Origin of the sequence: Gottfriedia acidiceleris (assembly GCF_023115465.1) — a bacterium.
In the GTDB taxonomy this organism is placed as follows: domain Bacteria; phylum Bacillota; class Bacilli; order Bacillales; family Bacillaceae_G; genus Gottfriedia; species Gottfriedia acidiceleris_B.
On the sequence record NZ_CP096034.1, the window covers coordinates 4,201,610 to 4,223,617 of the forward strand.

Genomic DNA, 22,008 nt, shown 5'->3' on the forward strand with positions numbered 1-22,008 from the left:
AAAGGAGAGTCTCTTCATGAAAATCGAACCACTTCTAGATGCAAATGAAAAAAACCTTCGAGACATGTTGCGTCATACATCCGATTTTAAAACAAGTGATGTTCGTGTTGGGGAAGAATGGTACCGTCTTTTCTACTTAGATACGATGATTGACTCAACTGTCGTGCAAGAACACATCATCCGCCCGTTACTTCATACCCAGTACACGAGTGTTCGTGAAGCGGTTAACATCCTTAATTATCAAGAAACTGAAATGTTAGTTGACGTATCAAGAGCACTAGTTGCAGGAAAAACGGTGGTTCAAAAAAATGGAGAACCAATCTGTTATCTATTAGACACTGAACTAACAAATGAACGTACCGTTACCATTCCAATGAATGAACGTGTTTTACGTGGTTCTCATAAAGCACTAAATGAAAATATCGATACAAATGTAAACATGTTACGCAAATTAGCAGAAACACCAGATCTGATCGTAAAAAGTTACACAGTTGGGCGTCGTTCAAATACAAAAGTGGCCGTTTTATACTTGCATTCATTAGCAAACGAAGTCGTTTTAATGGAATTAGAGAAAAAAATCGCCAGTATCAATATCGATTATGTCGAGTCACCTGGTTTTGTAGAGGAATTAATAAGTGATGATAAATTTTCTCTATTTCCGAAATTTCTCATCTCTGAACGGACAGACCGAATCCGATCGTATCTAATGGATGGGAAAATGGTTGTTTTAACAGATGGGTCGCCTGAAAGTGTGATACTTCCGGTTTCATTTTGGTCTTTTTTTCAAACACCAGATGATTATCAGGTTGGTTGGATCGTCGGAAGTACGTTTCGTTTCCTTCGGATTGCTTGTTTCATCTTTGCCGTTTCATTACCAGGATTGTATGTTGCGCTCGTAACATTCGATCCACGGATCATTCCTTTTGAAATTGCCTTGTCACTTAAAAGTTCAATGCAATTGGTTGCTTTACCTCCGATTTTAGAAGCTTTAATCATGCTTGTTACGCTTGAAATCTTACGTGAATCAGCCGTTCGACTACCAAGTCCAATTGGTCAAACAATTGGTGTGGTTGGTGGAATTGTCATTGGTACAGTCGTTGTTCAAACGAATCTGATTTCAAATATGATGGTAGTCGTTACTGCGCTCACAGGTGTATCTTCCTTTATTATTCCTTCATACGAAATGAGTAATGCCGCGCGAATCATAACGTATCCATTCTTAGTGATGTCGTCTATTTTTGGATTGATCGGGTTAGAGATTAGTTTCTTTTTGTTATTAACACATTTAGCCCGGATTCACACGATAGGTATTCCTTATTTTTATGCGTGGTTTACAAAAGATGCGTTAAAAGATACCCTGTTTCGAGCACCAATCAAACGCCTTAAAAAACGACCAATCGAAAGTTTCGCAAAAGATATGACAAGACTAAATGATCCAAAGGGGTAGTTGACGATGATTCATCTCAAAAAGATATCAATTAACCAACTGATTTGCCTAGTGATTACAACGCAAATTGGCGCACATGTCTTGTCTATACCGTATGCCGAATCACGCCATACAGGACATGATGCATGGATGTCTGTTTTGGTTGGAGGTGTGTTCGCACAAGTAGTGATACTAGTGGTTTATCGACTTGGTAAGCGTTATCCTACATTCACATTTCAACAGTATGTCTATCAGATTGTTGGAAGACCAATCGGCGTCATTGTAAACCTTTTGTTTGCTTTATATTGTGCAGAGTCTAGTGTCATGGTTGCGGTTTCTTATGCAGATATCCTTCATCGGTGGGTGTTATATGAAACTCCTTGGATTGTACTTGTCGGCTTTTCGTTTCTGATGGCAGCCTATACCGCATCATCTTCTTTAAGAAGTATGTCGACCGTCTCACAATCCGTCCTCACATTGTTCGTTATTTGCGCAGCGATCATCTTGATAAGCGGAATGGGAAAAGGGAGTTGGCTAAACATTTTACCGATTGGTTCGCATGGAATCATAGCAGTCTTGAAAGATTCGATCCCATCATTTTGGGCATATGCTGGTTACGAGTTACTTTTGTATGTTTTTCCGTTTGTCCAATGTAAAAAAAAGATCGAGATTTTATTTGCAATGTCTTTTGCAAACGGCATTACAACATTCTTTTATGTGTTGACAACCCTCATCGTCACCTATAATTTTAGCGAAACCCAAATGAATACCATTACAGAACCAATAGTGTTCATTTTACGTAAATTTAGGTGGCCTGTCGTGCAAAGTTTAGATATCGTCTTTATGACGATTTGGTTATCTGTCACAACGGCAACCGTCTTTCTATACTTATTTTTGTCAGCACGTTATGTCGCGAACTTACGAAAAAAAGAAATAGACCGCCACTCTTTATTAGTTTGGTTAATTGCCATTATCTGTTTTGCCATTAGTTGCTTTGGTGCTGATAGACAACGAATTTTTCGTTATGCAGATGTTCACAATATTATTTCTGTTATCATGATTGTCATGCTACCGACAGTTTTTTTATTTGGTTCAATCCTTCGTGAAAAGGTGGCGAAAGGATGAGAAAAGTTGTCATTTTACTTTTATTGTTACCACTTTTAACAGGTTGTTGGGATCGCTTATCGTTAAGAAAATTGCAATTTGTCAATATAGCAGGACTCGATTGGAATGAAATGAATCGTGAAGTCGAATTAAATTATGTCATCACCAACATAAAAAGTACTGGTCCAGGTTCTGGTGAACCAGTTTCTGAGACGGTTGCATTAAAAGGACCGAATGTTGTTGAAGCAATTAGTCAAGGGGAGTATATCGATCAAGCGCCTTTTTTAGGGATCAGCACAGGGATTTATTTGATGAGTGAATCGTTTGTGAAAAACGATCCCATTTCCCAACTTAATTTTTTACTACATACACCGTATTCATCGATTAACACACCGGTTGTGCTATTCAAAGGTGACTTAGCAACATTTTTAAAGACAATTCCAAAACAGAACGCAAATTTCGCTGATAATTTTTATAGCTTTAACATGGCGTTAGATAAGAATAGTATCATGCCTAGTGTGACGATGATGCAATTATTGGAATCAAAAGAAGACGAATTAGCAAATCTTGCGATACCTGTTATGAAGCAAAAAGACAAAGAAGGAGGTACAGAATTAGATGGTGCGCTACTATTTAGCCATGGAAAAAATACAGATGTAGAACTCAATAAAGAACAATTGCGTATGACGATGTTACTAAATGGGAAAGAAAAAGGAAGACAACGATATAGTGGTAAATTAGAGAAAGTTAGCGAGGAAAAGAACGCTTATCGTAGTTACAGCTTTTCATTAAGAAAAGGAACTTCAACTGTACGTGTGATACCACAATCAAAAAGACCACCAAAAGTGAATTTCAATGTTAACATCGACATCAATGTATTCGATTTAGGAAAAGCATATCACCAACTTGATGCAAAGTATGTGAATAAAATCGAAAAAGAACTAGGTAATCAATTAGACAAAAAAGCATTAGAGACCATTCAAACCATGCAAAAAGCGAATTGTGATTTAATCAGGATTGGCGAACGAATCAAGGCCTATCATCCGAAAATATGGCAATCAATGGACTGGAAAGCAGACTATCCGCATATGAATATCGAACCACATTTTAAAGTGCATATCTTAAATGTCGATCGAATGTAGGTGATGCATATTTCTCAACGGTTCGATGTAATGGTTGATTTGAATGCGCCTTATTAGGTGATGAAGTCATTAAAAAAGGGTTTGCCGATATAGACAAACCCCTTTCTTATTCACATACATTTCGATTCATGGGGAATCAACTGGATTACATGTTGCGACACAAGATTGGAAAGAACGTCATTTGAAGAACTGTATAGTGATGGTTAAATGAAGGGGCCGATTCAAGGATATACAGAAAGTACACGAACGAATATGAATTTGCTCAGAAATATGCTTCGAACAATTGTACTTACGATTGAAAGTGGCTCATATGGTAAAAATCAAAAACGTCTATCAAAAACCGTATTGAAAATAGTAAAAGGGAATTATTAATTTAACCAAATATTTACAACACTTCATACATATGTAAATTAGACAAAAAATAAAAAGCTGTCGAATTTTGAGTACAGTTGAGATGAGCAACTTCGATTACAGATTAAAATAAGAAAAACCAGGTATAAACACGAGCTACAGGTTTTCTTGAATCATTTATAGAGAATAATATAAAATTGTATATTAAGTAGATGGTAAACAAAAAATAAAAAGATACAAAAAAAGAAAAACAGAATTTTAAATCCTTTTTAAAGATAGCCAGTGCATTCGTAGAATAGTATTGCACCGTTTATGTTGGCTCAAACTTTTTGCGGAGGTAAAAAATGAATTTTGAACAAATGTTGCATATAGTCACTGTCTCAAATGAAATGTCTATTACAAAAGCTGCAGAAAAACTATTTATATCTACTTCAGGGTTGAGCCAATCAATTACTCAATTAGAAAATGAGCTAGGAATTAAAATTTTTAATCGAACAAAAAAAAAGTATTACGCCTACTTTTGAAGGTAAAATAGTTATTTCAGAAGCTAATAATATATTGAAATCCATAAATAGTATGAATAATAAGATTAATATTTATAAAAATAAAAATGAAAAGCATTTAGATATTGTCTTTACTACTGGTATAAGTAATCTACTTTTAGATACACTTCATAATTATAAGTCGAAAAATAAAGACATTTCATTTGATATGATTGAGAAGGATTTTACAGAAGTAATTGAATTTTTTATAAATGAAAATTATGACTTTGCAATTACATACTCTCCTTTAGAAAGTTTTAATAAGCTAAAAAATATAGGCTACAAACTTTTAATTAGATCTTCTTTTTGTGTTGGTGCAGGAAAAAAATCACCTTTTTATTCTCTTGAATATATAACTCCATCTGAACTAAACAATACCAAAATATTATGGGATAAACGTTCACATTTTAATTTATTATCAAAATTGTTTAACCTAACTTCAGATCAAATGTTTTTACACGCATATTCGGAAAGATTTCTTATCCAGATGGCAAAAGAGAGTGATGCAATTTTTATTATGCCGGAAATTGCATTAATTAATTATGAGATGGTATTAGAAGGAGATATAAAATTTATTCCAATTAAAGAAAATAATCAAATGATCGGGCTAGATTTTTGGCTTATTTATTTTGAGACAAGGGGTTTGTCTAATTTAGCTACAGAAATTATTAAAAATTTATACGAGTATATAGATAACGTTGTTAAGAAAAATGAGAATTTAAAAGGAGTTGAATTGTTCCCTATAAAGTGGGACACAGATTAAATGGTCCGGTATTTAACTGGAATCATTTTATTTAGTCCATTGTGGACAGTCGTGATCCAGGTTAGAAATCTAGTATCAATTGATATTCCTTTATTAATGATTAATGAAATAATAATTACAAAAATGAAAATCAATAAAAAATTTTTAATTCTACTAAATAAATATCCCCTTTTTATAGTTCACAACTTAATGAATAATGTACATATCTTGTTCGTATTTTTCCAAAGCAAAAAACCTGCTCCCGATAAAATATCAGGAACAGGTTTTAAAAATTAAGTATTAAAAAATCTTCCGCTGTTGTCGATCCTCTTTCAGAATTTCTACAGCTTCTCTAAATCTCTGCGAATGTATAATCTCTCGTTCTCTTAAAAATCTTAAGCTATCATTTAAATCAGGGTCATCAGAAAGATCAATGATCCATTGATACGTTGCTCTAGCTTTTTCTTCAGCTGCAATATCTTCATATAAGTCCGCGATTGGATCGCCTTTCGCTTGAATATATGCTGCGGTAAATGGAACACCGTCTGCGTTATGATAGAACAGTGCACTATCATGAGATGCATAATGGGTATCTAATCCGGCAGCTTTCATTTGGTCTGGGGTTGCGTCTTTTGTTAGCTTATAAATCATCGTAGCAATCATTTCTAAATGAGCAAATTCCTCAGTTCCAATATCTGTTAAAAGTCCTATAACTTTATCTGGAATGGTATATCGCTGATTTAAGTATCTTAACGCAGCTGCTAACTCACCGTCTGCTCCACCGTATTGTTCAACTAAAAATTTGGCAAGCATAGGGTTACAGGTACTTACTTTAACTGGATATTGTAATTTTTTTTCATAAATCCACATTTATACTCCCTCCTTTTATACCTGCCATGGCCAAGGGCCTTTATGCCAGTTCCAGTTTTGATCTGAATAACTGTTACCATATTGAAATAATGGACCATATTTTGATTCGAAATTAGCTTCGATTTGTTTTTTATATTGAACATATTGGTTAAATTGGTTAATTGCATTTTGATCACCTGGATGAGTATCTAAATATAAAGTTAATTCTACAAGTACGAAATCAACAGCTTGCAGTTCCTCTAAATCTTGATAATACTCTGGAGGAAGTTGCTCAGTCATTTTTAATCCCTCCTAGCTTTATATGGATTTTCGTAATAGTCATAAAAAACTTTCCATAACGTACCTTTTTTTAATGCCTCTTTGTAAGAAAATTGCTCTAGTCCTGGTGGCTGAAATCCTAAATATAAGTGTGGGGGTGTAGAGTAATATTTTGTACCAATTGGTGGACACGGATCATTCGGGCCATGAAAAACATTCCATGATTTTACAGGGGTAAATTGAAGTCCTTGATTATTTTCGTTCAAACTGATCACTCCCTTAAATAAAAAGACATCCACTATTTTCACTATATTCAACGGAAATATAAAAAATGAATTTTTATCGTTCAACGAAAGTTCTGCTATTTACTTCAAAAGCTGACCGAATGCCAGATTCAATTGCACCTTCAATCCATGCAGGCGCAGAAGAAGTATGTTCACCAGCAAAATGAACTCTCCCCTCAGGAGTGGAAATATAAGGTGTCAGCTCTCTATTTTGTTCTGGTTTGAACATAGAAAACGCCCCTCCAGAATATGGATAAAGAGCCCAACTATGAGTGTAACCTGTAATAAATTCTGTATATACTTGATTACCATGTATAGTTGCTAAATCTCTTAAAGCATTCATTATTCGATCGTTTTCAGACATACTATCCCAAATCAATGCATCATCTTCCCATGTGTAACTAGCTAAAACAATTCCCGATCCATTTTTACCATTATGATTACTTGGATAATATGCAAATCGTATTGGTAAATCTGTGGTTAATTTCCCACCTAATGTCCCATCTTTCTCCCAAAATCTACTTTTAAATTGAAGTCCAATTTTAGTAGACGGAACATAGTGTAATTCGCGTATTGCCTTCCATTTATCATAAGAAAATGAATTTCTTGGAACCACTTCTATGAAGTTTAATAATGAAAAGGGGATAGTAATAATGGCATAGTCAGCAGAAGTTTGATATGGCAGATGGCTTGTATAATGATCTGAGTGAATCGTTACTTGATTATTGTCCTGCACGATTTTATTCATTTTTTGTCCAAAGAATAGATTATCCTTTAATTGTGTTAAAAACTTTCTAGGTAGTTGATCATTTCCACCCGTAATCTCGTAAAACTTAATTTCCTTTGAAAATAATACAATGAACTCTCTTAAAATAGCAGTAAAGGCAAGTTCAGGAAATCCTTCCATCCCTTGAAGTACTTTTACTTTTTCCACAGCACCAAGTGATAAAGGAGTTCCAATTGGGTTATACCTTAAAAATGAATCCATTGAATGATGATCATAATTTTCAATAATGGTTTTCCAATTTTCATCAGGGTTTTGTTTAATAAAATCCATTGCGGACTTTAGCGACCTTTCAATTAACTGGTCAACATTTACCCCTTTTTCATTGGCCGCTACTCGATAACCTAAAATATCTGGATTTTGTTCATATTGCTTCTGCGTTGTTTTTATCCCGTTAACGTAGATAATATCCTCTGACTTCCCATTTACAAATTCATTTACTTTTAAGTTAAATTTATTTATATATTCCAGTACAAGTTTGTGATCAGAAGCAATACGCATTGCACCCAATTCCAAGTATTGATCATTAATAAAAGGTGCTCTTTTCGTAAAAATTCGTCCACCTACTCGACCATTTGCTTCTAAAATCGTCACTTCATGTCCTGCTTCCTTTAATAAGGAACTTGCCACTAATCCTGAAATTCCCGCTCCTACTATAACAATCTTTTTCGGATTATTTGTCTTCTCTAGTCCATTTTGTATATAAGTAACCATTTCATCCTTCGATAAACGCCTACCAGATGTACTATACATATTCCCTCTCCTAAAAAATTATTTTAGTTCATAAGATTTTTATTCAGTGAAATATTTCATTAGAATAACAAATCGGTTTATGCATTAATTTTTTTGGAAATTTTTAACAGCTAGATGATAAGATAGTTAATAAAACTCACTAAGTTAATCAGTATGTGCTATATTTCCCCTCACTCCCAAGAAAATTTTGGAGATTTGCCACACCAGTTTTGATGTATGTCTGTATTCATGCTTCCAGTTAGAGTAGAAATAATAAAACAACACCCACATAAATTGTGAGTGTTGTCTTTTATTAAGTCCTATTCTTTAATAAATTCCTTCGTACTTCTCACCGTATCAATCTGACGAACCATTCGTTCAATTTCATCACGTTTTGGTTCTAAGAATGGAGGTAAAGATAGCTTTTCCCCAAGTGTCTCATAAGGTTCGTCTCCCATAAATCCAGGGCCGTCTGTTGCAAATTCGAATAAGATTTGTGGAGCAACTCTTGCATATAATGATTCAAAGAAGTGACGATCTACATAGCCAGAGTTTGGTAAACGGAACGAGTCAAGACGTTTAATCCACTCTTTTAATACAGATGTATCTTCTACACGGAAAGCTACATGGTGAACAGTACCGAAGCCTTGGAATGCTTGTGGCAAAATTTCATTATGCTCCGCAATAATTTGAGCTCCGTTTCCTCCTTCACCAACTTCGAATAAATGGAATGAACCTTCTTTATCAATCTCTTTAAATAAAAGTACTTTTTCAATTACTTCTTTAAAGAATTCGAAATTAGCTACTCGGATAAAAATTGGTCCTAGTCCTGTAATGGCGTATTCTAATGGAATTGGTCCTTTTTGCCATGGTGTACCTGAAGCAATCCCTTTATTCTGTTCATCTGAAATTAATTGATATTGTTGGTCATCGAAATCAACAAATGATAAAGTTTTCTTTCCAAACTGTGTTTTAATTCCTGAGTGTTTTACTTCTAATCGGTCAAAACGCTTCACCCAATAATCTAATGCTGCATCAGTTGGTACTCGGAAGGATGTTTTTGAAATTTCATTTGTACCATGTACTCCTTTTGGAATTCCGGGGAAATCGAAAAATGTCATGTCCGTTCCAGCACTTCCCTTATCGTCTGCAAAGAATAAATGGTATGTTTGAATATCATCTTGATTGACCGTTTTCTTTACTAAACGCATTCCTAAAACATAAGTAAAAAATTCATAGTTTTTTTCTGCACTGCTAGTTATTGCTGTAACATGATGGATCCCTTTTAAGCCGTTCATACTAATTCCTCCATATAAATTATTTATTTATATAAGCTTTTTTATTTTGTGATTCTATTGCTGAAGAATACTGAAAAAATTAATTAATATTTATTTTGAATTCAAGATATCTCGAATTCGAGATAAATATATCATGTAAATCATTTTCCGTCAAACTGTATTTATTAATCTAAAAAAGACTCTGGTAAATTAGCCAGAGTCTCTTGATTAGCATCTATTCACTTACTCTAAAATGGTCGATCTAGTTCAAAAAGGTTGCGATATCGGTCCTCAGTTTTGAAAAGCTCTTCATGTGAGCCTTTCATAGCAATTTTCCCTTTGTCTAAGAAAAGAATATGATCTGCCATTTCAGCACCGATTAAATGATGTGTGATCCATAATACTGTCTTTCCTTCTAATACTTTAAAAATTGTATGAAGTAGTTTTCGTTCTGTTATTGAATCTAATCCTACAGTTGGCTCATCTAAAATAACAATTGGTGTATTTTGAAGAAGGATTCTGGCCAAGGCAATTCTTTGACGTTCCCCACCAGAGAACCTTACGCCTGTTTCTTGCATAGGTGTATGATAGCCTTCTGGAAGTGATGATATATAATCATGCAGTTCAACCATTTTCGTGACTTCGATTACCTCTTCGTCACTTGCTGCTGGATTTCCTAATCGAATATTATTTATAACTGTAGTATCAAATAAATATGGGTTTTGATTAAGTACAGATACAACTTTCGAAATTTGGTCTCCTAAGGTTATACTTTCAATCTCATTTATTTTAACGCTCCCTACAATAGGACTCTCTACTCCTTCAATTAGTTTAAGGATAGTTGATTTTCCTGAACCACTTGGGCCTAATAAAGCAGTTTTTTTGTTTTCCTCAATTGTAAACGAAACATTATTTAAAATCGTTTCGTTTTCCGAGTAATAAAAAGAAACATTTTTAAACTCGATTTTTCGATAATCTTTAATAACTCCTTCAATAGTAGGTGATTCCTGATCACGACTCACTTCTTTAATCTCTTCTAAACGATTAATTGAATCAGTATATAAAGGGACACTTCCAAGAGAATTTGATAGTGGAATAAAAGCTTCTGTTAAAGGAAATAAAACTAAAACAAATGCGGCGATAAAAGTTCTTGGAATTTCTCCAGTTAAACTTTCATTCCCAGCCCAATATAGCATCATCAAAACTAAAACCGCTACAATACATTGAGCTACTAGATCGCGACGTCTTCTAAATCTTTTTTCTTTGTTTTGGATGTTTCTTAACGATTCATCCATTTCTCTATAATTTTTAATATAGCTATTTTGTTTTCCACTAAAAAGCCAATCACTAATACCCATTACTGCATCAGTTAAATTTTCATATAAATGACTCTTTTCCTTTTTTATTTGGTAAGTTCGCGCTTTTTCAACTAATAATGAAAAATACGGTAGAACACCAACTAAAACAAAGGAAATGACTGCTGTTAATATTGCAAATGGAACTGAAAAGAATCCAAGTGCTACCACAGATATAAAATAGATAAACAATGAAGAAATTCCAGGGAAAATAGTTTTTAAATAAATATCCTGTAAATATTCAATGTCATTTGCTAAAAGACCTAAAATATCTCCTGTTTTAAACTTCGAATTAATCTTAAGTGCATACGGTTCAAGAATACTAAATAATCTTGTTCTCATTCTTGATAAGATTTTTAAAATTGTATTGTGCCCGACTAATCTTTCAACATACTTAGAAGCCGACCTTAAAATACCAAAAGTACGTACAGCAACGATTGGTACATAAATCATTAAAATATTTTCAGGTCTAGTTGCAGCTTTAGAGATTAAATAGCCGGAAGTGTACATAAGAGATGTCGCTGCAAATATAGTCAGTGAACTTAAGAAAATCACAACTATAAATAAACGACGATTTTCTTTTATATATGGTAAAATCCATCCATTTTTATTTAACATATATTTACCTTCTAACTATGAATTAATCGATAATAATGACCTTTTTTCATTAATAGTTCTTCATGGGTACCAACTTCAATGATGTTCCCGTCATTCATCACAATAATTTGATCCATTTCTTTCATCCAATGTAAGCGATGTGTAGCCAAAAACACTAATTTACCAGAGAATAACTGAAGCATTGTTTGTTTTAATTCAAACTCAGTTTCAATATCAAGATGACTAGTAGGTTCGTCTAACAAAAGAATCGGACGATTTTCTAGATAAGCTCTAGCAAGCGCAACGCGTTGGCTTTGCCCACCACTTAAAGCTCTTCCACCTTCACCAATTTTTTCTTCTAAACCCTTTGGTAATTCTTCTATTAAAGAAGTTAACCCAGCTTGAACAGCTGCGCTTTTAATTTCTTCTGTAGTAGCATTAGGTCTATAGAAGCTTATATTATCGTTTAATGATTTTGAGAAAATATATGGACTTTGTGGAATGTAGATTAACTGTTTCTGCCAATCTTCTATTTGCAGATGGGATACCTCTTCACCAGAAATTTGAATAGTCCCATTTGCTGGCTCTAAAAATCCACCTATTAAATCAATAAGCGTTGATTTACCAGAACCACTTTCTCCAACAATCCCAATTTTTTGAAACCCTTTTATATTTAAATTTATATTTGATAAAATCGTTTGACCATCTTTTTCGGGTTTTACTGATATATCTTTTAAATTCATTTCGCTAGCATGATTCCAATCTGATATAGGAGCAAGTTCTTGAACCTTAAATTCTTGCTCATCTAAAATATCTTGCATTGCTTTCCCAGCTTCTTGACCGTTTAAAGTTGCATGATAATCAGCTCCAACTTCACGAACCGGTAAAAAGTATTCAGGAGCTAAAATTAAAATTGTTAATGCTGGGCCTAATAAAATTACTCCGTCAATCAAACGAAGTCCTAAAAAGACTGCAACTGTAGCGATTGACAGCATTGTGAATAAATCTAGTGCAAATGATGATAAAAAAGCTACTTTTAATGTACCCATCGTTGCTTCTCTGTATCTTTCACTTACACTTTCTATCTTTTTAATATGTTTTCTACTTAATCCTAGAAATTTTAATGTTTCCAGACCACGTAAAGAATCAGTAAAATGGTTCGATAAAATACGGTAAACCTTCCATTGTTTATTTGATTTCTTTTTAGCTGCCAAACCGAGTAATATCATAAAAATAATAATGATTGGAAATGTTACGATTAGTATAAGTGCAGAAACTTTATCAACAAAGAAAATATAAATTACGATTACTGGTGAGACAATCGCTAAGTTAATCATTTTCAGTGGAACGATTTCTAGGTAATTTCTTAATTGTGTAGTTCCTTCCATAATAAGCGTTACGATATTACCTGTTCCTGATTTTCTTGCAAATCTAGGTCCAAGTTTAAAAAGCTTTTCTAAAACTTTCATTTTCATTTCGGTTGAAGCGATGTCTGCAAACTGCTCTGAACATTTTTGCTTTATAGTCGAAATAATATATCGACAAACAAATGCGGTGATGAAGAAAATAGTAGCGTATAAAATATCGCTACTATATTTTCCATTAAACAATTTGACAATAGCTTGTGAAAGCATATATGCCTGAATAATAATTGCCGTTACTTGTATAATTGTTAAAAAAGATAGGATTATTAATAAACGATTAATCCCTTTAAATTTAATAAGATCTTTTCCCATTAATAAGTCAAATCCTTCTCATCCACTCTTTTTCTAAACACATAATAACTCCAAATTTGGTAACCTAGTACGAATGGTAATAATGTACATGCAACAATTGTCATTACCTTTAATGAATATGGACCTGATGATGCATTATAAACAGTTAAGTCATACGTATTTTTGATTGAACTAATCATGACTCTTGGGAATAGAGAAGTAAACAGTGTCCCGACTGTTAATACAATACCAAGACCCGACATAGCAAATGACCAACCATCTCGTTTTTTAAAGATGAATATTGTAGCAAGAATATAAGATACTACGATTAATAAAATTAGTGGAACTGTTATATATGCTTTTACTTTAAACATATCCGTTTCAAAATATGCCATACCAGTAAAGGCAACTAAGAATAGGAATACCGGTATGATTACCATACGTGCTAGAGAACGTGCACGGTTTCTTAATTCTCCAACTGTTTTTAATGTTAAAAACATTAATCCGTGTAAGAGGCATAATAATGTCACCGTTACTCCGCCAACTACTGTAAATAAATTTACGTAATCTGTAAAACCAGCAGATATATTCATATTTTGATCGATGGGCATACCTCTAAGGATACTCGAGAATAATACACCGAATAAAAATGGTGGTAATAAACTACCGAAGAAAATGACCCAATCCCAAGCTTTTGCCCATTTAGAACTTTCAACTTTCCCTCTGAATTCAAAAGCAACACCACGTCCGATTAATGCCATTAATACAAATACAAACGGAATATAGTATCCACTAAACATCGTTGCATACCAATTTGGGAATGCTGCAAAAATTGCTCCGCCTGCCGTTAATAACCACACTTCATTTGCGTCCCAAAACGGTCCAATTGTGTTTATTAAAATTCTTCTTTCAGTATCATTTTTAGCTAGTAGCTTTGTAGATATACCTACACCAAAATCGAAGCCTTCTAAGAAGAAGAACCCTATAAATAAAACTGCTACGAGTAAAAACCATAATTCATTTAACTCAATCATATATTGATTGCCTCCCTTTCAAACGGATCGACAGTAGGAACTTTTTCAGTTTCAACATGGTGTGTTCCTTTTTTAATTTCTTTCACAAACAAGTAAACTAAAACAACTGCTAATATGGCATACATCGTTGTAAACGTTGTGATTGAAAAAATGAGTGATCCTTTTGAAACATTCGGTGATACGGATGCAGCAGTAGTCATTAAACCGAATACAGTCCATGGTTGGCGACCTATTTCCGTCATAACCCATCCAGCTGTATTTGCAATAAACGGTAAAGAAATTAGTAAAATTGATGCCTTTAAGAATAGATTTTTTGATTCTAATTTCTTACGATAGCTAAAATATAAACCTAGCATCGCCATTAAAATCATGACCATTCCTGCTCCTGCCATTATTCTAAAGCTCCAGAAAGTTGTATTAACTGGTGGAATATAATTTCCAGGACCATATAATTTCTCGTACTGCTTTTGTAATGTATTCATACCAGGTACTTTACCTTCAAACTTCTCATAAGCCAGATAACTTAATAAATATGGTACTTCTACCTCGTATTTATTTTCTTTCTTTTTCGAATCAATCAGACCAAAGACCATCCAGCTTGCAGGGTCTCCGCTGTCTTTCCATAGACCTTCACTTGCAGCCATTTTCATCGGCTGAGTTTTCATTAAATGCTTCGCTTGAGAATGTCCGCTAAATGCAACACCAATTCCTGCAATTAGCGCGAACACCATTGCAAGATTAAATGCTTTTTTAAATAATTCTATTTCCTGTTTTTTTAAGATTTTATATGCACTTACACCAGCAACAAATAACGCGCCAGTTGCTAATGCTCCAGCGATTGTGTGAGGAAACTCAACTTTAAGTTGTGGATTTGTAATAATCGCTAAAAAGTCGGTCATTTCTGCGCGACCATTTTTAATCGCAAAGCCAACTGGCTCCTGCATAAAAGAATTGGCTGCTAAAATCCAAAATGCAGACATTAACGTTCCGAATGCAACTAACCAAATACACATTAAATGAATTTTTTTATTAAGTCTTTCCCAACCAAATATCCATATGCCTAAAAATGTAGATTCCATAAAAAATGCTAAAAGTGCCTCAATTGCAAGTGGTGCTCCAAATACATCACCTACGAAACGAGAGTATTCAGACCAGTTCATACCAAATTGAAACTCTTGAATAATACCTGTCACAACACCAACCGCAAAATTAATTAAAAATAAGTGCCCAAAGAATTTTGTTAACTTTTTATATTCTTCTTTATTTCGAAGCACATACAATGTTTCCATAATTGCTACCATAAATACTAAACCTATTGAAAGTGGTACAAATAAAAAATGGAAAATTGTTGTAGAACCAAATTGTATTCTTGCAAGCTCTAACACACTCACAGTACATCCCCCTTAGGATCAAAATCATTTCAAAAAAATTTTCATTAAGCTCGAGCGAAATTTTGAACATTTTTTCACAAATAAATCATTAAGTAAATTTTAGAGAACCACTCTATAGTACTCTTGTTACTTCTAGTTTACTTTTCCAAAGGGGTTTTTGCCTTAATCTTTTTTGTCTAAATCGTGTCTATAAATTGTCTATTTTGTGACATAGTTCACATTCACTGATAAAGTTACTTTTTAATTCTAAAGAAAGCTCGTTGATTGGTGAGCCTTTACACGAAGACAGAGGCGTAGTTGCACTCATATTTAATATTTCGTCGAGTTTTCTCCTCCGCTGGCAATTTATACTTAACGTGTAAAATAGTCGTCCCTTTTTTTCCTTAGCTTTGAGCTTATTAACTAAAAAAACATTACTGAAAGCAACCATATAATGGCATTGCTTCAATAATGTTCCGAAAAAGCTAAAAAAAGTTGTTCATTATTTAAGATAGAAATACTGGACCATAAACAAGGGCCCCTCCGATTACGTATAACGTTCAAGTAATAATAAGGAAAGTACACTAATTATAATTGTTTGCGTTAGGCCTACCCCCATTATATGAATCGTTAAAAAAGTCAAAGGCCATAATGCCAAGAAAACGGCGATTAAAGGTCTAACTAGTGACGTCATCTTTTTGACTTTTGGTGAATTCTTATGCTCCATTAATATGCTTAATAAAGCAATCATCAAGATTAGAGAGGGTGTAATTGTTGCAAATAATCCTACAAAGGAACCAAAAAAGCCGCCCTCAACATTTCCAATATATCCGGCCATCTTTGTAGTAACTAAGTAAAAAAGAATTGAAATCTTTTTTTATAAGACTCCAATCCTTTTATTATTTTAAGCCTCGATTTCACTTAATTGTTTTTTCTTGGATAATTTAACTCGAACTGCAAAAGTTACATTTGTTAAGATAATGAATAACGCTGCAAATCCACATAAATAGTAGACTTGATCCCAAACAAACCCTTTGCTAACAGAACTAGAGATTAATTCTCTGAATCCTTTTATTGCATAAGTCATAGGTAAATATGGATGAATGGTTTGGAAAAATGTTGGCGTTAATGAAATTGGGAAAGTACCTGAAGTTCCACCAATTTGTAATAACATCATAACAAACACTAAATATTGACCTATATTTCCTAATGTAACAGTTAAGAATTGTATTAATGAATAGAAGGTCAAGCTAGTGATAATGGTAAACACTACGAATAACCACACGTTTTTAACATCAAGACCCATACCGTAAATTAAAACCATATCTGCTACGATTGATTGCATGATCCCCACGAAAATAAGAACACTATATTTACTAAAGAACCAAGCTAAACCAGTAGTCGGAGCAATAGAGTTCTTTCTCATTGGATAAACTGAAGTGAACATTAACCCACCTGCAAAAAGTCCAATAGATAATATATAAGGTGTTAATCCTACACCATATTCTTTTACATTATTTAATTTATGAGAAACTAGCTCTGTAGGTTCTGCAAAGAATTTATCAGTTGCATCACTAGTTTTAACTTTATTAACTTCATCTCCTCCATCTTTTAGGGATTTATGAAGTTCAGTTGTTCCTTTTGTTAAATCAGTTGCTCCTTTCAATAAGTCTCCAGACCCACTATATAACTTATTCGTTCCATCAGATAGTTGTTTAGAACCATTATTTAATTGATTGATCCCTTGGACTAATTGGTCCCCACCTGTATTTAATTTACCTAGGCCAAATGAAAGTAATGAACTTCCTTCACTTAATTCCTTTGTACCATTGTATAAAGCATTACTTCCTTGAGCTAATTGATTTGCTCCATTAGACGCTTCTTGCAATTTACTATTAAATAAACTTAAATTTGCATTTAATTCTTTTTGTCCAGCAAGTAGATTATTTGAACCTTCATATAATTGACCTTGTGCTGCAGCAATTTGATCAACACCATTTTTAATTTGATTACTTCCTTTTGATAGTTGATCTAAGCTATTTGAAATTGCTTGTAATTTCTGTAATTCTTCTTTACTTAATGAACCCTCTTTCAATCCATTAACGATTGATTTAAGAGCATCATTAGTAGTACTTAGATTCTGATTAAATCCTGCTTCATTTTTTTGCAGTTGGCTTGAGCCAGCATAAGATTGTTTTAGTCCTGCATTCAATTGGTTACTTCCAGCTTCTAGCTTAGAAGAACCAGCTTCGATTTTATTGCCACCATCTACTAGTTGCGATAGTCCATTATTTAAATCACTAGAACCTGCTTTTAATGTACCAGTTCCTTCTAGAAGAGCGTTTAAACCAGTATTTAATTTATTTGCACCATCACTTGATTGTTTAATACCATCCGATAATTGTGTCGCTCCACTTTTCAGTTTCGTACTACCATTTTCAAATGTGATCATGCTGTCATTTAATTTTTTTAAATTTTTATTTAAAACATCTGTTCCATCTGTTATTTTTGCTGCACCATCATTGATTTTACCGGCACCATCAGATGCTTTTGTCATACCTTCACCAATATCCTTGAAATTATCAAATACTGTTTTAGCATATTGTTCTGTAATTTCTTTTGAGATATTAGCATTTACTTCTTTCATTGCATTTGTACCAATTTGTGCGCCTACATAGTTTTTACCCGCATTCGTGTAATAATTTAATTTCATTTTCTGCGGTTTTTCGTCTAATAACGTAGCTGCATTTTTGGAGAAGTTAGAAGGTAATTCGATGACTAAATAATATTTTTCATCGTTTAATCCTTCCATTGCCTGTTTTTTATTTGTAACTTTCCATTTGAATGATTTATTATCTTTCAATCCGTCTACAAAATCTTTCCCTACATTAAGCTTTTTATCATTAAACTCAGTTCCCTTGTCATTGTTAACAATTGCGACAGATAGTTTTTCTGTTTTATTATAAGGATTCCAATAAGCTGATAAGAAAATTAATGAGTAAAGCATTGGTACAAGACCAATTGCAATGATTGTAGCAATCGTCATTGGTTTCTTTAAAATATTTTTCCATTCTTGTTTAAACACATTCTCACTCCCCTTGTTAGACCAATTGACCAAATGTGTATTATGGTCAATCCATTGCATTTAAATAGTTTAATACTCCCTTTTATAAAAAAATAAAAGGTAATACTAAACCATTCTCCCGTTAAACTCATTTTCATGTTTATTCTGGACTTTTATTTCCTATTAATCCAAATAAAATTAATTGCACCATTTTATTTATAGCGTCATCTGTAATATGCATTGGATCATTATCCAGAACACTCTTTTGTAGATTAAGAATTGATATAATCGTCGTAATCATACTTAAACTTAGTATAGGAATTTCTAAATGGAAATTTGTTTCTTTTGCAAGCATTCTTGATTCTATTTCTTCTTCAATTGGTGTTTTACGATAGATCTGTTGGAAGAAAATTTCTGATAACTCAGGGTGTCGTAAAGTTTCACTGATCAAGATTTCAATTTGATTTCGATTCTTTTCTACCCATCTAATCCTTTTCTCAACATATAACCTAAGCAATTCTTCAATTGAAAGCTTACTAAAATCCTCTTCCATCCAAACGTCTTGAATATCTGGTTTTACACATGTAATTAATACATCCAGCTTGCTTTTAAAATACTTATAAATCGTTGCTTCGGAAATTTTACTTTCTTTTGCAATTTGATTAATTGTCGTGCCATCATAACCATTTTTCGCAAATAAATGTTTAGACTTTTCTAGTATTAGATGTTTTGTTCTTTCTCCTTTATTCACTTTTTACCTCCTTAAAAACCTTTGTTAAAAAGGAATTAAATTTTAGGTATTAGCATGCTACAAAAAAAGTAAGTGTTTATTCACTTTTCTAGTATATTCATCGAATTCGTATTCGTCAACAAAAAGTAAGTGAACACTTACTTTTTTAATCTTTTTTTAATATTTCCTTTTTTATACGACAAATATTAAAAAAATGTTGCCTTAATCGGCAGTATAATTTATTATTACACTTTGTAGTCAAAATTATCGAATAATTTTGCGAATATTCTTACAAAGGAGAGGGATTTCATGACAGAATTGATTACAGTACTCAACGACTATCTATGGGCTAAATTAATTGTTATTTTATTAGTTGCAATCGGCCTATTTTTAACAGTCTATTTAGGATTTATTCAGTTTAAATTCTTACCTGAAATGATTCGATTATTAAGTGATGGTCGAAACAGAGACAAAAGCAAAAAGACTGTTTCTTCATTACAAGCGTTTATGATCGGAATGGCTGCTCGAATTGGTACGGGGAATATTGCCGGTGTTGCAACAGCAGTAGCATTAGGTGGACCAGGTGCAGTATTTTGGATGTGGTTAATGGCATTAATTGGTTCAGCATCAGCGTTTGTAGAAAGTACTTTGGCTCAGCTTTATAAAGTGAAAGATGGTTCTTCATGGCGTGGTGGACCTGCTTATTATATGGAAAAAGCTTTAGGTAATCGAAAGCTTGGTATTATTTTTAGTATTTTAATTACTTTATCTTTTGGTCTTATTTTTAACGCCGTACAAGCAAACACGATTGCTGCTTCGATTAATAATGAATTTGGCGTTAATACAAAAACAACTGCAATTGTACTTGCTATTATTACGGCATTAATTATTTTTGGTGGCGTACATTCAGTTGCAAAATTCTCAACTGTTTTAGTACCAATTAAAGCTGGTGTCTACATTATTTTAGCTTTATGGGTAATGTTTTCAAATTTCGATATTTTACCAGATGTATTTGGTGCAATTTTCTCTGAAGGAATTTTTTCGTTTAAACAAATGTTTGGCGGTGTCATGGGTGCTGCAGTTCTTCATGGAATTCGTCGTGGATTATTCTCAAACGAAGCTGGTATGGGTTCAGCTCCAAACGCAGCTGCAACAGCTGACGTTACTCACCCTATAAAACAAGGTTTAATCCAAGCATTAGGTGTAATTGTCGATACATTTATCATCTGTTCATCTACAGCTATGATCGTATTAGTTTCAGGCGTTTATAAAACATCTGAACTATCAGGTATTCCTTTAACACAGGAATCTTTACGTGTAAGTCTAGGTGATTTTGCTGCAACATTCGTTTCAATTTCAGTATTCTTATTTGCATTAAGTACAATTATGGGTAACTATTACTATGGTGAATCAAATATTAGCTTCATGAAGCATTCGAAAAAATCCATTTACCTATACCGTTTTGCTGTAATTGGAATGGTATTATTCGGTGCTTTATATAGCGCTGAATTAATATGGTCTTTAGCAGATATCTTCATGGGATTAATGGTATTAGTTAATCTTTACGCAATTACACGTTTAGCTAAAGTTGTAAAAGCTTTATTAAAAGATTATGTTTCTCAAAAGAAACAAGGCTTGGATCCTGTTTTTTCTGCTGATAAAATCGAAAACATACCAGGTCGTGATCAGTTAGAGGCTTGGGTTGATGAAAAAGACGCTAAGAAACAGATTGGATAATAAACTCTGAGTAACTACCCTTCATCTTTTAAGATGAGGGGTTTTTTTTTATAACTCTTCTCCCCTAAAAAGCCACCAACGAATTATTGGTGGAGTTGGTTCATCACACTTAATTTTATATACTGTCCTAATCTGATTTTTCAAGAAGGTTTTTAGATATTTTGTTACCTCCTCCTTCTAATATTTTTATACCTAAATACATCCCAAGTGAGTTTAATAGTATATCATCAATATCGAAACTTCCTACAACATATTTTTTTTGTAAAAATTCTATAAGTATTACTAATAATATTGAAACTAAAATACAAATAGAAACTTTCATCTTTCTATAAAAGTAATAATAAACTATACATCCTAGAGGAATAAAAATTACAATATTCCCTACGATATTCGAAAAGATATAAATAAAGGCAGTTTTACTGCCTAAATACCCTAATATAGTTTTTTTTGTATATTAATCTAGTATTAGTTTCAATTAAAAAATCCAAACTAATAAAATATTAATATATTTTTAATGTATCATTTCAAGCTTGACCATTACCCGAAATAATCTGAAAACTTTATGTACTTTCTATATTTTTCATAATTATGTCACAATGAAGGAGTATGTCCCTCACTTCTAACTCTCTCCCTACTCAAATTCTAAAAGGTATTTCAAAAAATAAAAAAACCGTCTGAAAAATATCAGACGGTCTTACTTCTTTCATTATAAAATTCCCCATCTTAGAAAGCAGTCCAACCTGCATCCCCAGTAACAACAGTTCCGTTAACAAAGCTCGATTCACAAGAAGCAAGAAATAGTGCAATGGCTGCGATTTCTTCTGGTTTTCCTACACGTGGATTTACTCCTAATCCTACTTGAATACGTTCCATTTTGCATATAAAACAGCAATA

Annotated in this window: 20 protein-coding genes and 1 pseudogene; 7 read left to right on the top strand and 14 right to left on the bottom strand. The window is 33.1% G+C overall.

From position 1 onward, the window contains the following. The first annotated feature begins 16 nt into the window (after nucleotides 1-16). The 6 genes from MY490_RS19875 (at nucleotide 17) to MY490_RS19900 (ending at nucleotide 5,328) form a co-directional block, all read left to right on the top strand. Nucleotides 17-1,447, top strand: a complete 1,431-nt coding sequence (locus tag MY490_RS19875; RefSeq protein ID WP_248267196.1) for a spore germination protein — start codon at nucleotides 17-19, stop codon at nucleotides 1,445-1,447. Between the two features lie 6 nt (nucleotides 1,448-1,453). Next, nucleotides 1,454-2,551 (top strand): GerAB/ArcD/ProY family transporter, encoded by a 1,098-nt coding sequence (locus MY490_RS19880; RefSeq protein ID WP_248267197.1) that lies wholly within the window; start codon nucleotides 1,454-1,456, stop codon nucleotides 2,549-2,551. Next, complete coding sequence (locus MY490_RS19885) at nucleotides 2,548-3,672, top strand: Ger(x)C family spore germination protein (protein ID WP_248267198.1); 1,125 nt, start codon at nucleotides 2,548-2,550, stop codon at nucleotides 3,670-3,672. Before MY490_RS19880 ends, MY490_RS19885 begins: the two co-directional genes overlap by 4 nt. A gap of 207 nt (nucleotides 3,673-3,879) precedes the next feature. Further along, the gene (locus MY490_RS19890) at nucleotides 3,880-4,044 is read left to right on the top strand and encodes a spore germination protein (RefSeq protein ID WP_248267199.1); all 165 of its coding nucleotides are present in this window, start codon (nucleotides 3,880-3,882) and stop codon (nucleotides 4,042-4,044) included. A 323-nt stretch (nucleotides 4,045-4,367) separates the two neighbouring features. Continuing rightward, a complete protein-coding gene (locus MY490_RS19895; RefSeq protein ID WP_248267200.1) occupies nucleotides 4,368-4,547 on the top strand; it encodes a helix-turn-helix domain-containing protein in 180 nt (59 codons plus the stop codon). A gap of 52 nt (nucleotides 4,548-4,599) precedes the next feature. Beyond that, the gene (locus MY490_RS19900) at nucleotides 4,600-5,328 is read left to right on the top strand and encodes a LysR family transcriptional regulator substrate-binding protein (protein WP_248267201.1); all 729 of its coding nucleotides are present in this window, start codon (nucleotides 4,600-4,602) and stop codon (nucleotides 5,326-5,328) included. A gap of 279 nt (nucleotides 5,329-5,607) precedes the next feature. On the opposite strand, the gene MY490_RS19905 is transcribed toward MY490_RS19900, so the two are convergent. From MY490_RS19905 to MY490_RS19955, 12 genes are all read right to left on the bottom strand, one after another. Further along, a complete protein-coding gene (locus MY490_RS19905) occupies nucleotides 5,608-6,177 on the bottom strand; it encodes a manganese catalase family protein (protein ID WP_129689941.1) in 570 nt (189 codons plus the stop codon). A 15-nt stretch (nucleotides 6,178-6,192) separates the two neighbouring features. Then, nucleotides 6,193-6,456 (bottom strand): spore coat protein CotJB, encoded by a 264-nt coding sequence (locus MY490_RS19910; RefSeq protein ID WP_248267202.1) that lies wholly within the window; start codon nucleotides 6,454-6,456, stop codon nucleotides 6,193-6,195. A gap of 2 nt (nucleotides 6,457-6,458) precedes the next feature. Beyond that, nucleotides 6,459-6,701 carry a spore coat associated protein CotJA gene (locus tag MY490_RS19915; protein ID WP_248267203.1) on the bottom strand — a complete coding sequence of 81 codons (243 nt, stop codon included), beginning with the start codon at nucleotides 6,699-6,701 and terminating at the stop codon, nucleotides 6,459-6,461. A gap of 73 nt (nucleotides 6,702-6,774) precedes the next feature. Next, complete coding sequence (locus MY490_RS19920) at nucleotides 6,775-8,256, bottom strand: flavin monoamine oxidase family protein (RefSeq protein WP_248267204.1); 1,482 nt, start codon at nucleotides 8,254-8,256, stop codon at nucleotides 6,775-6,777. Nucleotides 8,257-8,555: 299 nt separating this feature from the next. Then, nucleotides 8,556-9,533: a ring-cleaving dioxygenase gene (locus MY490_RS19925; protein WP_248267205.1), complete on the bottom strand. Its 978-nt coding sequence runs from the start codon at nucleotides 9,531-9,533 to the stop codon at nucleotides 8,556-8,558. Between the two features lie 227 nt (nucleotides 9,534-9,760). Beyond that, complete coding sequence (gene cydC / locus MY490_RS19930; protein WP_248267206.1) at nucleotides 9,761-11,485, bottom strand: thiol reductant ABC exporter subunit CydC; 1,725 nt, start codon at nucleotides 11,483-11,485, stop codon at nucleotides 9,761-9,763. A gap of 11 nt (nucleotides 11,486-11,496) precedes the next feature. After that, the gene (cydD, locus tag MY490_RS19935) at nucleotides 11,497-13,200 is read right to left on the bottom strand and encodes a thiol reductant ABC exporter subunit CydD (protein ID WP_248267207.1); all 1,704 of its coding nucleotides are present in this window, start codon (nucleotides 13,198-13,200) and stop codon (nucleotides 11,497-11,499) included. Beyond that, on the bottom strand, nucleotides 13,200-14,213 hold the full coding sequence (gene cydB / locus MY490_RS19940; RefSeq protein ID WP_248267208.1) for a cytochrome d ubiquinol oxidase subunit II: 1,014 nt from the start codon (nucleotides 14,211-14,213) through the stop codon (nucleotides 13,200-13,202). The genes cydD and cydB overlap by 1 nt, the downstream gene beginning before the upstream one ends. Further along, a complete protein-coding gene (locus MY490_RS19945) occupies nucleotides 14,210-15,604 on the bottom strand; it encodes a cytochrome ubiquinol oxidase subunit I (protein ID WP_248267209.1) in 1,395 nt (464 codons plus the stop codon). Before MY490_RS19945 ends, cydB begins: the two co-directional genes overlap by 4 nt. A gap of 526 nt (nucleotides 15,605-16,130) precedes the next feature. Beyond that, the gene (locus MY490_RS22385) at nucleotides 16,131-16,421 is read right to left on the bottom strand and encodes a chromate transporter (RefSeq protein ID WP_432707023.1); all 291 of its coding nucleotides are present in this window, start codon (nucleotides 16,419-16,421) and stop codon (nucleotides 16,131-16,133) included. A 66-nt stretch (nucleotides 16,422-16,487) separates the two neighbouring features. Continuing rightward, nucleotides 16,488-18,668 (bottom strand): YhgE/Pip domain-containing protein, encoded by a 2,181-nt coding sequence (locus MY490_RS19950; RefSeq protein ID WP_248267210.1) that lies wholly within the window; start codon nucleotides 18,666-18,668, stop codon nucleotides 16,488-16,490. Between the two features lie 139 nt (nucleotides 18,669-18,807). Further along, entirely contained in the window at nucleotides 18,808-19,398 is a 591-nt protein-coding gene (locus MY490_RS19955; RefSeq protein WP_248267211.1) for a TetR/AcrR family transcriptional regulator, read from the bottom strand. Nucleotides 19,399-19,686: 288 nt separating this feature from the next. On the opposite strand from MY490_RS19955, the gene MY490_RS19960 reads away from it, so the two are divergent. Beyond that, entirely contained in the window at nucleotides 19,687-21,114 is a 1,428-nt protein-coding gene (locus tag MY490_RS19960; RefSeq protein WP_248267212.1) for an alanine/glycine:cation symporter family protein, read from the top strand. Between the two features lie 127 nt (nucleotides 21,115-21,241). Here MY490_RS19960 and MY490_RS22390 read toward each other — a convergent pair whose 3' ends face one another. Both MY490_RS22390 and MY490_RS19965 read right to left on the bottom strand, forming a co-directional pair. Next, nucleotides 21,242-21,553, bottom strand: coding sequence for a VanZ family protein (locus MY490_RS22390; RefSeq protein ID WP_432707096.1), 312 nt, complete (start codon nucleotides 21,551-21,553; stop codon nucleotides 21,242-21,244). Nucleotides 21,554-21,837: 284 nt separating this feature from the next. Beyond that, nucleotides 21,838-21,984 (bottom strand): annotated as a pseudogene (locus MY490_RS19965) (SDR family oxidoreductase); the annotation flags it as partial. Nucleotides 21,985-22,008: the final 24 nt, after the last annotated feature.

Bases quoted from the DNA above. Each gene is read 5' to 3' on its own strand.
- MY490_RS19875 (WP_248267196.1), top strand. From the start codon at position 17: ATGAAAATCGAACCACTTCTAGATGCAAATGAAAAAAACCTTCGAGAC.
- MY490_RS19880 (WP_248267197.1), top strand. From the start codon at position 1,454: ATGATTCATCTCAAAAAGATATCAATTAACCAACTGATTTGCCTAGTG.
- MY490_RS19885 (WP_248267198.1), top strand. From the start codon at position 2,548: ATGAGAAAAGTTGTCATTTTACTTTTATTGTTACCACTTTTAACAGGT.
- MY490_RS19890 (WP_248267199.1), top strand. From the start codon at position 3,880: ATGAAGGGGCCGATTCAAGGATATACAGAAAGTACACGAACGAATATG.
- MY490_RS19895 (WP_248267200.1), top strand. From the start codon at position 4,368: ATGAATTTTGAACAAATGTTGCATATAGTCACTGTCTCAAATGAAATG.
- MY490_RS19900 (WP_248267201.1), top strand. From the start codon at position 4,600: ATGAATAATAAGATTAATATTTATAAAAATAAAAATGAAAAGCATTTA.
- MY490_RS19905 (WP_129689941.1), bottom strand. From the start codon at position 6,177: ATGTGGATTTATGAAAAAAAATTACAATATCCAGTTAAAGTAAGTACC.
- MY490_RS19910 (WP_248267202.1), bottom strand. From the start codon at position 6,456: ATGACTGAGCAACTTCCTCCAGAGTATTATCAAGATTTAGAGGAACTG.
- MY490_RS19920 (WP_248267204.1), bottom strand. From the start codon at position 8,256: ATGTATAGTACATCTGGTAGGCGTTTATCGAAGGATGAAATGGTTACT.
- MY490_RS19925 (WP_248267205.1), bottom strand. From the start codon at position 9,533: ATGAACGGCTTAAAAGGGATCCATCATGTTACAGCAATAACTAGCAGT.
- cydC (WP_248267206.1), bottom strand. From the start codon at position 11,485: ATGTTAAATAAAAATGGATGGATTTTACCATATATAAAAGAAAATCGT.
- cydD (WP_248267207.1), bottom strand. From the start codon at position 13,200: ATGGGAAAAGATCTTATTAAATTTAAAGGGATTAATCGTTTATTAATA.
- cydB (WP_248267208.1), bottom strand. From the start codon at position 14,213: ATGATTGAGTTAAATGAATTATGGTTTTTACTCGTAGCAGTTTTATTT.
- MY490_RS22385 (WP_432707023.1), bottom strand. From the start codon at position 16,421: ATGGCCGGATATATTGGAAATGTTGAGGGCGGCTTTTTTGGTTCCTTT.
- MY490_RS19960 (WP_248267212.1), top strand. From the start codon at position 19,687: ATGACAGAATTGATTACAGTACTCAACGACTATCTATGGGCTAAATTA.